This is a genomic window from Streptomyces sp. WELS2, assembly GCF_013870595.1.
Classification (GTDB): Bacteria; Actinomycetota; Actinomycetes; order Streptomycetales; family Streptomycetaceae; genus Streptomyces.
Map to the genome: position 1 here is coordinate 1 of NZ_JACBWZ010000141.1, position 11,076 is coordinate 11,076.

The window sequence follows — 11,076 nt, forward strand, 5'->3', positions numbered from 1 at the left end:
CTTGGCGCACCGACTGGTCCAGCCAGACCGGTGCCAGCCAGCTCGGCATCCTGCACGGCAGCACCTTCGACGTGCCGGCCTTCCGCTGGTACGAGAAGGACCGCGGCGAGGTGATGGTCTGCAACCGGCCGACCAGCGCCGCCGAGCTCCAGCGCCGTGCCGCCCTGCGCACCGGTGACGACGGACTGCTCGCCGTCGACGGCGCCAGCCGCGGCAACCTCTTCAGCGGCGGCGCCGGCGAACAGGCCCTGGTGCTGTCCATCGCCACCCGCCGCCGCGGCCGGGACAACCGCTCCCGGGCCGGCTACTTCGCCTACTTCTCCGACCCCGCGAACGCCGTCCGCACCGCCCTGTCCTTCGTCGCCGAGGTGGTCCGCGAGATCGGCCAGTCCACCCGGGCCCGGCTGCGCCGGCAGCGCCCGCGGGTCGGCCGGGGCGGCCTGTACCCGCTGGTCCGCGCCTTCGCCACCGTCGTCGAACGGGACGTCGTCGTCGCCGCGGTCATGGGCGACATGCTCGCCGGCCGCACCGCCGTCTACGCCGACCTCGTCGCCTACGACGAGGTCGCCCACCACTCCGGCCCGCACGGCCGTGACGCCGAGCAGGTCCTGCGGCGCCTCGACCGCTGTCTGGCCCTGCTGGAACGCGTCGCCGAGCACGCCCCGCGCCCGTACCGCATCGTCGTGCTCTCCGACCACGGGCAGAGCCCCGGCGAAACGTTCCGCGCCCGCTACGGCCTCACCCTCGGCGACCTGGTCCGGGCCGGCTGCGGGCTGCCCGTGCCGCGCCGGGCCGAGCAGACGCACAGCGGCGCCGAGGCCCGCGCCGCCGTCCGCGCCGCGCTGCGCCGCCCGGTGGAGGAGAAGGGCGGGCACCACCGCCCGGCCCGCCGCCGCGAGCCCGTCGTGCTGGCCTCCGGCAACCTCGGCCTGGTCTCCTTCCCGGACGTCCCGCACCGGATGACCAAGGAGGAGATCGACGCCCGCCATCCGGCGCTGCTCACCACCCTCGCCAACCACCCCGGCATCGGCTTCCTGCTGGTGCGCAGCGAGCGGCACGGCGGCGTGGTGCTCGGCGCGCACGGCGCCGAGATCCCGCTGGACCGGCTGGACGACGAGCCGGGCCCGCTGGCCCGCTTCGGACCCGGCGCCGCAGACGCCGTCCGCCGCACCCACTCCTTCCCGCACACCGCCGACATCATGGTCAACTCCGCCTACGACCCCGCCGACGGCGAGGTGCTCGCCTTCGAGGAGCAGATCGGCTCGCACGGCGGTCTCGGCGGCGCCCAGTCCCGCCCGTTCCTGCTCTCCCCGGCGGACCTCTCCCCGCCGGCCGCCGAGGGGACCGAACCGGTCGGCGCCGAGCGGATCCACCGCATACTGCGCCGCTGGCTGGACGAGCTGAACGGCCCCCAGGTACCGCTGACGCCCGCCGCCGAGGAGAAAGAGGAGGAGGAAAGGGCCGCCTGATTCCGGCCACGGTGCCACCCCTCCCGGCGCTTCCACCGCTAGGCCGTATGTGCGAGAACGCGATCGCATGACAGACTGCTGCCCGCGTTCATCGGCACGTAGGGGAGGGCGTTGCTGTGAGTGAGCGGCGGGCCGCGCCCACCGTGGGCCAGGTGGTGCTCGGCAAGCGGTTGCAGGAGCTGCGGGAGGCCGCGGGGCTCAGCCGTGACGAGGCCGCCCGGGTCCTCAGGGTGGCGTCGGCGACGGTACGGCGGATGGAGACGGCCGAGGTCGCGCTGAAGATCCCCTACGTGCAGGTGCTGCTGACCACCTACGGGGTGCCGGACGAGGAGGCCGAGGCCTTCGTCCGGCTGGCCGAGGAGGCGAACCAGCCCGGCTGGTGGCAGCGGTTCCACGACGTGCTGCCGGACTGGTTCAGCCTGTACGTCAGCCTGGAGGGCGCCGCCCGGATCATCCGCTCCTACGAGCCGCACTTCGTCCCCGGCCTGCTCCAGACCGAGGACTACGCACGCGCGGTGATGGAGGCGGGCACCGTCGGGCACACCTCCCCGGAGACGGTCGACCGGCATGTGTCGCTGCGCATGGAACGGCAGCGGCTGCTGGACCGGAAGGACCCGCCCCACCTGTGGGTGATCATGGACGAGACGGTGCTCAGGCGCCCGGTCAGCGCCGACCCGAAGGTGCTGCGCGACCAGCTGGACCGGCTGCTGGAGTACGCCGAACGGGACCGGGTCACGCTGCAGATCGCCGAGTTCGCCGCGGGCCCGCACCCGGGGACGTACGCGCCGTTCACGCTGTTCCGGTTCGCCGAGCCGGAGCTGCCGGACATGGTGTTCACCGAGTACCTGACCGGCGCGCTCTATCTGGACGCGCGCCGCGAGGTGGCCGCGCACCTGGAGGTGCTGGACCACATGACGGCCCGCGCCGCGTCCGTCCAGCGCACCCTGAAGCTGCTGCGGGAGTACCGGGAGCGCCTGTGACCCGCCCCCGCGTCCGGCGTGACCCGTACGGGTCCCCGGACGGGTGCCCCGCCGGGGACGCCCCTAGGTTCTGAGTAGGGGGTGAACCGAGGGAGCGCACGTGACCGACACGCGGAGACCGCCCAGGGAGCCCGGCGCGGCCCTGCTGTCCGCAGGCCGCTTCTTCCGGCCCGGCACGCCGGCGCCCGACCTGCACGGCGTCACCCTGACCGGCGGCCGGCAGGCGGACGCCTTCTACCGGGACCGGTGGAGCCACGACAAGGTGGTGCACTCCACCCACGGCGTGAACTGCACCGGCTCCTGCCGCTGGAAGGTGTACGTCAAGGACGGGATCATCACCTGGGAGACCCAGGAGACGGACTATCCGTCGGTGGGCCCGGACCGGCCCGAGTACGAGCCGCGCGGCTGCCCGCGCGGCGCCGCGTTCTCCTGGTACACCTACTCGCCCACCCGGGTCCGCCACCCCTACGTCCGGGGCGTGCTGCTGCGGATGTACCGGGAGGCGAAGCAGCGGCTGGGCGACCCGGTGCTGGCCTGGGCGGACATCCAGAACGACCCCGAGCGGCGCCGCCGCTACCAGCGGGCGCGCGGCAAGGGCGGCCTGGTGCGGGCGCGCTGGGAGGAGGCGGTGGAACTGGTCGCCGCCGCGCAGGTGCACACCATCAAGACCTACGGCCCGGACCGGATCGCCGGGTTCTCCCCGATCCCGGCGATGTCGATGGTGTCGCACGCGGCCGGCGCCCGCTACCACTCGCTGATCGGCGCGTCCATGCTGTCGTTCTACGACTGGTACGCCGACCTCCCGGTGGCCTCCCCGCAGGTCTTCGGCGACCAGACGGACGTACCGGAGTCCGGCGACTGGTGGGACGCCGCCTACCTGATCATGTGGGGCTCCAACGTCCCGGTGACCCGCACCCCGGACGCGCACTGGATGGCGGAGGCGCGGTACCGGGGCCAGAAGGTGGTGGTGGTCTCACCGGACTACGCGGACGCCACCAAGTTCGCCGACGCCTGGCTGCACCCGCACCCGGGCACGGACGGCGCGCTGGCCCTGGCGATGGGCCATGTGATCCTCAAGGAGTTCTTCGTCGACCGGCAGACGCCGTTCTTCACCGACTACGTACGGAAGTTCACCGACCTGCCGTTCCTGGTGACGCTCGCCGAGCGGGACGGGGCGTGGGTGCCGGCGAAGTTCCTGCGCGCCACCGGCATCGGTCAGGACGGGGAGGGCGCGGAGTGGAAGACGGTCGTCCTGGACGAGACGACCGGCCGCGCGGTGGTGCCCAACGGCTCCCTGGGCTTTCGCTGGACCGAGTCCGGCGAGGGCCGGTGGAACCTGGAACCGGGCGACATCCGGCCCCGGCTGAGCCTGTACGGCAGCGAGGTCGCGGTGCCGGTCGAGGTGCTGCTGCCCCGGTTCGACACCGAGGGCGGAGAGCACGGGCAGGGGCGGGGCGAGGTGCTGCGGCGCAGTGTGCCGGCCACCCGGCTGGGCGGCCCGGACGGCCCGCTGGTGACGACGGTCTACGACCTGCTGCTGGCGCAGTACGGGGTGGCCCGCCCGGGGATGCCCGGTGACTGGCCCGCCTCCTACGACGACGACCGCACCCCGGCCACCCCCGCCTGGCAGCAGGCGCACACCTCCGTCCCGGCCGCCCAGTGCGTGCGCATCGCCCGGGAGTTCGCGCGGACCGCCGAGCGCTCCCGGGGCCGCTGCATGATCATCATGGGGGCGGGCACCAACCACTGGTTCCACTCGGAGACGATCTACCGCGCCTTCCTGGCCCTGCTCCAGCTCACCGGCTGCCAGGGCCGCAACGGCGGCGGCTGGGCGCACTACGTGGGCCAGGAGAAGTGCCGCCCGGTGACCGGCTGGGCGACGCTGGCCGCCGCCTCCGACTGGTCCCGCCCGCCCCGGCAGGCGATCGGCACCGGGTACTGGTACCTGCACACCGACCAGTGGCGCTACGACCGCTTCGGCGCCGATGTGCTCGCCTCGCCGCTCGGCGAGGGCCGGTTCACCGGGATGACCGCCGCCGACTGCCTGGCGCTGTCCGCCCGCGCGGGCTGGATGCCGTCGTACCCCACCTTCGACCGCAATCCGCTCGACCTGGGCGAGGAGAGCGGCGACCCGGTGGCGAAGGCGGTCGCCGCGCTGCGCGCCGGCACCCTGAGGTTCGCCTGCGAGGACCCGGACGCCCCGGAGAACTGGCCGCGCGTGCTGACCCTGTGGCGGGCCAATCTGCTGGGCTCCTCGGCCAAGGGCGCCGAGTACTTCACCCGGCACCTGCTGGGCACCCACTCCTCGCTGCGCGCCGAGCAGGCCGCGCCCGGCGAGCGGCCGGGGGGCGTGACCTGGCGGGAGCCGGCACCGGAGGGCAAGCTCGACCTGCTGCTGTCGCTGGACTTCCGGCACACCTCCTCCACGCTGCTGTCGGACGTGGTGCTGCCGGCCGCGACCTGGTACGAGAAACACGACCTGTCCTCCACCGACATGCACCCCTTCGTGCACGCGTTCACCCCGGCCGTGGACCCGCCCTGGCAGGCCCGCACCGACTTCGACACCTTCAAGGCGCTGGCGGAGAAGCTCAGCGAGCTGGCCGTGGACCACCTGGGCGTCCGCAAGGACCTGGTGGCGAGCCCGCTCCAGCACGACACCCCGGCCGAGACCGCCCAGCCGGGCGGGGTGGTGCGGGACTGGAAGCGCGGCGAGTGCGAGCCCGTACCCGGCAGGACGCTGCCGAACCTGACCGTCGTGGAACGCGACTACACCGCGATCGCCGCCAAGTTCACCGCCCTCGGCCCGCTGGTGGAGGAACTGGGCCTCGCCGTCAAGGGAATCACCCTGCGCCCGGACGTGGAGGTCGCCCGGCTGCGCGAGTCGAACGGCACCGGCTACCAGGGGCGGCCGTCGCTCGACACGGCCGTGAAGGCGGCGAACACCATCCTCGCCCTGTCCGGCACCACCAACGGCCGTCTGGCCACCGAGGGTTTCCGCACGCTGGAGCGGCGCACCGGGCGGCCGATGGCCCACCTCGCCGCCGAGCACGAGGGCAAACGGGTCACCTACGCCGACACCCAGGCGGCGCCCGTGCCGGTGATCACCTCCCCGGAGTGGTCGGGCAGCGAGTCCGGCGGCCGGCGCTACACGGCGTTCACGCTCAACACCGAGCACAGCAAGCCCTGGCACACCCTCACCGGCCGCCAGCACTTCTTCCTCGACCACGACTGGATCCACGAACTCGGCGAGGCCCTGCCGGTGTACCGGCCGCCGCTGGACATGCACCGGCTGTTCGGCGAACCGCGCCTCGGACCCGACGGCGAGCGGGAGGTGACGGTGCGTTACCTCACTCCGCACAGCAAGTGGTCGATCCACTCCGAGTACCAGGACAACCTCTTCATGCTCGCCCTCTCCCGGGGCGGACAGACCATCTGGATGTCCCCGCGGGACGCCGACGCCATCGGGGCCGCGGACAACGACTGGGTGGAGGCGGTCAACCGCAACGGCGTGGTCGTGGCCCGCGCGATCGTCTCGCACCGCATGCCGCCCGGCACCGTCTACCTGCACCACGCGCAGGAGCGCACGGTGAGCGTACCCAAGACGGAGACCACCGGGATGCGCGGCGGCATCCACAACTCCCTGACCCGGCTGCTGCTCAAGCCGTCCCATCTGATCGGCGGCTACGCCCAGTTGTCCTGGGCGTTCAACTACCTGGGCCCCACGGGCAACCAGCGCGACGAGGTGACGGTGATCCGCCGCCGCGGCCAGGAGGTCGAGTACTGATGCGTCCGATGGCCCAGATCGCGATGGTGATGAACCTCGACAAGTGCATCGGCTGCCACACCTGTTCGGTCACCTGCAAACAGGCGTGGACCAACCGGCGCGGCATGGAGTACGTCTGGTTCAACAACGTCGAGACCCGCCCCGGCCAGGGCTATCCGCGCCGCTACGAGGACCAGGACAAGTGGCGCGGCGGCTGGGAGCTGAACCGGCGCGGCGCCCTCACCCTCAAGGCCGGCGGCCGGTTCAGGAAGCTCGCCGGGATCTTCTCCAACCCCCGGCTGCCCGGGATCAAGGACTACTACGAACCCTGGACCTACGAGTACCGCAACCTCACCGACGCCCCGCTCGGCGACGACTACCCCGTGGCCCGGCCGGTGTCGTCCGTCACCGGGGAGCCGATGAAGATCGAGTGGTCCTCGAACTGGGACGACAACCTCGGCGGCGCCCCCGCCTACGGCGACCTGGACCCGATGGTCGAACGACTGCGCCAAGAGGCGTCCGACAAGGTGCGGTTCGCCTACGAGCAGACGTTCATGTTCTACCTGCCGCGGATCTGCGAGCACTGCCTGAACCCCTCGTGCGTGGCCTCCTGCCCGTCCGGGGCGATGTACAAGCGGGCCGAGGACGGCATCGTGCTGGTCGACCAGGACCACTGCCGGGGCTGGCGGATGTGCGTGACCGGATGCCCGTACAAGAAGGTGTACTTCAACCACGCCACCGGCAAGGCCGAGAAGTGCACCCTGTGCTACCCGCGCGTCGAGGTCGGCCTGCCGACGGTGTGCTCGGAGACCTGCGTGGGCCGGCTGCGCTACCTCGGGGTCCTGCTGTACGACGCCGACAAGGTGACCGCCGCCGCCTCCGTACCGGACGAGAAGAGCCTGTACGAGGCGCAGTTGGGCGTGTTCCTCGACCCGGACGACCCCGGGGTGCGGCGCGCCTGCGAGGACGCCGGCATCCCGCGCGAGTGGACCGAGGCCGCCCGCCGCTCACCCGTGCACGCGCTGATCAGCCGGTACCGGGTGGCGCTGCCGCTGCACCCCGAGTACCGGACGATGCCGATGGTCTGGTACGTCCCGCCGCTGTCGCCGGTGGTGGACGCGCTGACCGAGACCGGGCACGACGGGGAGGACGCGGACAACCTGTTCGGCGCCATCGACACCCTGCGCATTCCGCTGGAGTACCTGGCGGAGATGTTCACGGCCGGCGACCCCGGGCCGGTACGGGCCGCGCTGGAGAAGCTCGCCGCGATGCGCTCCCACATGCGGGCGCTCAACCTCGGCGAGACACCGGACCCGGCGATCGCCTCGGCCGCCGGTATGCGCCCGGACGGCATCGAGGCCCTGTACCGGCTGCTGGCCATCGCCAAGTACGAGGAGCGGTACGTCATCCCGACCGCCGCCCTCGGGGACGCCCGCCGGCTGGAGGAGTCGGCGGTGCCCGCCGAGTGCAGCCTCGACCACCCCGGCGGACCCGGCATGGGCGGCGACGGGCCGTTCGGCAGGGACTCCGGCCGCAGACGGCTCCCGCTGGTGTCGGTGGAGAACTTCCACCTGTTGCGCAGGCGGCAGACCTCGGACGATGCGGAGGAGGCCTGATGCCCTCGGACGCGGTGCTCTACCAGGCGGCGGCCCTGTGCCTGACCTACCCGGACGACGACCTGATCGCCCGGCTGCCGCTGCTGCGCGAAGCCGCCCCGCAGCTGCGGCAGTTCACCGACCACGCGGCCGTCACGCCGCTGCTGGACCTGGCCGCGCACTACGTGGAGGTCTTCGACCTCAGGAACCGGCACAGCCTGTACCTGAGCTGGTGGCACGACGGCGACACCCGGCGGCGCGGGATGTCCCTGGTGCGCTTCAAGGACGTCTACCGCCGGCACGGCCTGGAGTTCAGCGGCGAGGAGCTGCCCGACTTCCTGCCGGCCGTGCTCGAGTTCACCGCGCGGACCGGCGACACCGGCCTGCTGACCGGACACCGCACCGGCCTGGAACGGCTGCGCACCCGGCTGGGCGCCTGCGGCACCCCGTACGCGGGCGTCCTGGACGCGGTCTGCGCCGCCCTGCCCGCCTCCCACCCCGGAGCACGCCGATGACCGTCCTGCTGTGGGGCGCCCTGCCCTACGTCGCCCTCGCCCTGCTGGTGGCCGGCCTCGTCTGGCGCTACCGCTACGACAAGTACGGCTGGACCACCCGTTCCTCGCAGATGTACGAGTCACGGCTGCTGAACATCGCCTCCCCGGTCTTCCACTACGGCATCCTGTTCGTACTGGCGGGACACCTGGTGGGACTGTTCGTACCGGCGTCCTGGACGGAGGCGTTCGGCGTGGACGAGCACGCCTACCACCTGCTGTCGCTGTACGGCGGCACGGCGGCCGGGGCGCTGACCGTCGCCGGGATCGGGCTGCTCGTCTACCGCCGCCGCACCCGTGCCCCCGTCTTCCGGGCCACCACGGCCAACGACAAGGCGATGTACGTGCTGCTGCTCGGCGCGATCGTGCTCGGCATGGCCGCCAAGCTGACGCACACCGGTGGCAACGGATACGACTACCGGCGGACCATCGCGCCCTGGGCACGCGGCCTGTTCACCCTCCGGCCGGAGACGGGGCTGATGACGGGCGTGCCGGTGCTGTACCAGGTGCACGCGGTGGCCGGCATGGTGCTCATCGCGTTCGTGCCGTACAGCCGGCTGGTGCACATGTTCAGCGCGCCGGTGCAGTACCTGTTCCGGCCCTACGTGGTCTACCGGACCCGGGATCCCCGGCAGCTCGGCCCGCGTCCGGAGCGGCGGGGCTGGGAGCGCCTGGGCGGCTGAGCGCCCGGACACAGCGGTGCCGCGCCCCGCGGGGCGCGGCACCAGGGGGCTGTACGAGCCTCAGGCCAGCTCGGCCGTCAGGGTGATCGTCGTACCGGCCAGGGCCTGGCTGACCGGGCAGTTCTTCTTGGCGTCCTCCGCCGCCGAGACGAAGCCCTGCTCGTCCAGTCCGGGCACCTCGCCGCGCACGGTGAGGTGGATGCCGGTGATGCCCTCACCCGGCTGGAACGTGACGTCGGCCTTGGTCTCCAGGCGGGTGGGCGGGGTGCCGGCGCCGGCCAGGCCGTGCGAGAGGGCCATGGAGAAGCAGCTGGAGTGGGCGGCGGCGATCAGCTCCTCGGGGCTGGTCTTGCCGTTCGCCTGCTCGGCGCGCGAGGGCCACGACACCGGCTGCTGGCCGATGCCGGAGGAGTCGAAGGTCACGACTCCGTTGCCTTCGAGCAGGTTGCCTTCCCAGACGGTGTGCGCGGTGCGCGTGGTTGCCACGTCGGTTCCTTTCACGAGAATCGCGGTCTGCCGGGGTACCCGGTGCCCCTATCCGATCACATCCCGGCCCGTCGTACGTCCGAAGACCGGCACCGCCGGGTGAACGGCGGGTGATGTCCCGGCGCGAGGGCCGGGTCAGCCGGCGAGCGCCCGCAGATGGCCGGCGGTGGCCCGGTCCGCCGGCAGGAGGGTCTCGACGGCGAGTTCGGCGACCGTGATGTCCGTCGGTGTGTTGAACGTGGAGATCGAGGACACGAACGACAGGACCCGTCCGGCGTGCTCCAGGCGCAGCGGCAGCGCGAAGTACGGGACCGGCTCCGCCGGTTCGGCGTCCGGCTCCTCCTCGGGCACCGGGTAGGCCGCCACCTCCTCGTACAGCGCGCGCAGCCGGTCCGAGCGGTACAGGGCGATGTCCCGCTCCATCCGGGCCAGCAGGTGCCCGCGCCACTGACGCAGGTTCCGGACGCGCGGCGCCAGCCCCCGCGGGTGCAGCGTCAGGCGCATGGCGTTCGGCGCCGGAGCCAGCAGTTCCTCGGACACGCCCGCCAGCAGCATCTCGACGCCCCGGTTCGCGGCGACCACCGTGTACCCGGCGTCGACCACCAGCGCGGGGTAGGGCTCGTAGCCCCTCAGGAGCCGCTCCAGCCCGTCCCGCAGCCCGTCCAGCGCCGGATCCTCCAGCGGGGTCTCCGGATAGCGCGGGGCGTAACCGGCCGCCAGCAGCAGGGCGTTGCGCTCGCGCACCGGCACCTGGAGCCGCTCCGCCAGCCGCAGCACCATCTCCTCGCTCGGCCGGGACCGCCCGGTCTCCACGAAGCTGATGTGCCGTGCCGAGGAGCCGGCCCGCAGCGCCAGCTCCAGCTGGGAGATCCGGCGCCGCTCCCGCCAGGCGCGCAGCAACGGGCCGACCCCGGGGCCGGCGGCGGGGGAGGGGGTGCGGGCGGAGGCGGCAACGGACATACCCGTGACCCTAGTCGAGGCCCGGCACGAGGCCCGGTACGCGTCGGACCGCCGTCCGCACCCCGGCCGTGGCAGGCTGGGTCCGTACCCCCCGGCAAGGAAGGGAGCGAACGGCCATGGCCGTGGCACCGCTGTCGCAGCAGGAGATCGAGGACCGCCTGGCCGAGTTGCCCGGCTGGTCGGTGCGGGACGGACGGCTCACCCGGACCTACCGGCTCGGCTCGCACTTCGCGGCCACCGCGCTGGTCGTGCACATCGCCGGCATCCAGGACGAGCTGGACCACCACTCCGACCTGACCCTCGGCTACGACTCCGTGGCCCTCGGCGTGCACACCCACAGCGCGGGCGGCGCCCTCACCGCCGAGGACTTCGAACTGGCCCGCAGAGTCGAGGACATCGCCCCAGGCCACGGGGCACACTGAGCGATGTGCTCGATTACGAGAAGGAAGCCGACGGCTACGACGCCTCGCGCGGCGGCGAGGCCCGGGCCGAGGCCGCCGCACGCACCGTCCTGGACCTGATACCCCCCGGCTCCGGGCGCCTCCTCGACGTCGCCTGCGGCACCGGGATCGTCACCCGGCGGCTCGCC

At 72.9% G+C, this 11,076-nt stretch carries 9 protein-coding genes and 1 pseudogene; 8 read left to right on the top strand and 2 right to left on the bottom strand.

What is annotated here, in order from left to right; translation table 11 throughout:
- The 6 genes from H5J33_RS11760 to narI form a co-directional block, all read left to right on the top strand.
- Nucleotides 1-1,469 (top strand): alkaline phosphatase family protein (locus H5J33_RS11760; protein ID WP_181794846.1); only part of this gene is annotated, 1,469 nt, incomplete at its 5' end.
- A gap of 116 nt (nt 1,470-1,585) precedes the next feature.
- Entirely contained in the window at nt 1,586-2,449 is an 864-nt protein-coding gene (locus H5J33_RS11765; protein WP_181794847.1) for a helix-turn-helix transcriptional regulator, read from the top strand.
- A gap of 100 nt (nt 2,450-2,549) precedes the next feature.
- Nucleotides 2,550-6,233: a nitrate reductase subunit alpha gene (locus H5J33_RS11770; protein WP_181794848.1), complete on the top strand. Its 3,684-nt coding sequence runs from the start codon at nt 2,550-2,552 to the stop codon at nt 6,231-6,233.
- Nucleotides 6,233-7,828, top strand: a complete 1,596-nt coding sequence (gene narH, locus H5J33_RS11775; RefSeq protein WP_181794849.1) for a nitrate reductase subunit beta — start codon at nt 6,233-6,235, stop codon at nt 7,826-7,828. The genes H5J33_RS11770 and narH overlap by 1 nt, the downstream gene beginning before the upstream one ends.
- Nucleotides 7,828-8,322, top strand: a complete 495-nt coding sequence (gene narJ / locus H5J33_RS11780; RefSeq protein ID WP_181794850.1) for a nitrate reductase molybdenum cofactor assembly chaperone — start codon at nt 7,828-7,830, stop codon at nt 8,320-8,322. Before narH ends, narJ begins: the two co-directional genes overlap by 1 nt.
- Nucleotides 8,319-9,041: a respiratory nitrate reductase subunit gamma gene (gene narI / locus H5J33_RS11785; protein WP_181794851.1), complete on the top strand. Its 723-nt coding sequence runs from the start codon at nt 8,319-8,321 to the stop codon at nt 9,039-9,041. Before narJ ends, narI begins: the two co-directional genes overlap by 4 nt.
- Nucleotides 9,042-9,101: 60 nt before the next feature.
- Here the strand turns inward: narI and H5J33_RS11790 are convergent, their stop codons facing one another.
- Both H5J33_RS11790 and H5J33_RS11795 read right to left on the bottom strand, forming a co-directional pair.
- On the bottom strand, nt 9,102-9,527 hold the full coding sequence (locus tag H5J33_RS11790; RefSeq protein WP_181794852.1) for an OsmC family protein: 426 nt from the start codon (nt 9,525-9,527) through the stop codon (nt 9,102-9,104).
- 135 nt (nt 9,528-9,662) lie between these two features.
- A complete protein-coding gene (locus H5J33_RS11795; RefSeq protein ID WP_181794853.1) occupies nt 9,663-10,487 on the bottom strand; it encodes a helix-turn-helix domain-containing protein in 825 nt (274 codons plus the stop codon).
- 116 nt (nt 10,488-10,603) lie between these two features.
- Between H5J33_RS11795 and H5J33_RS11800 the strand changes: the two genes are divergently transcribed.
- A complete protein-coding gene (locus H5J33_RS11800) occupies nt 10,604-10,909 on the top strand; it encodes a 4a-hydroxytetrahydrobiopterin dehydratase (protein WP_181794854.1) in 306 nt (101 codons plus the stop codon).
- Between the two features lie 5 nt (nt 10,910-10,914).
- Nucleotides 10,915-11,076: pseudogene (locus H5J33_RS37380) on the top strand (SAM-dependent methyltransferase); the annotation flags it as partial.

Coding starts and splice junctions, on each gene's coding strand:
- narH (WP_181794849.1), top strand. CDS start 6,233: ATGCGTCCGATGGCCCAGATCGCGATGGTGATGAACCTCGACAAGTGC.
- narJ (WP_181794850.1), top strand. CDS start 7,828: ATGCCCTCGGACGCGGTGCTCTACCAGGCGGCGGCCCTGTGCCTGACC.
- narI (WP_181794851.1), top strand. CDS start 8,319: ATGACCGTCCTGCTGTGGGGCGCCCTGCCCTACGTCGCCCTCGCCCTG.
- H5J33_RS11795 (WP_181794853.1), bottom strand. CDS start 10,487: ATGTCCGTTGCCGCCTCCGCCCGCACCCCCTCCCCCGCCGCCGGCCCC.
- H5J33_RS11800 (WP_181794854.1), top strand. CDS start 10,604: ATGGCCGTGGCACCGCTGTCGCAGCAGGAGATCGAGGACCGCCTGGCC.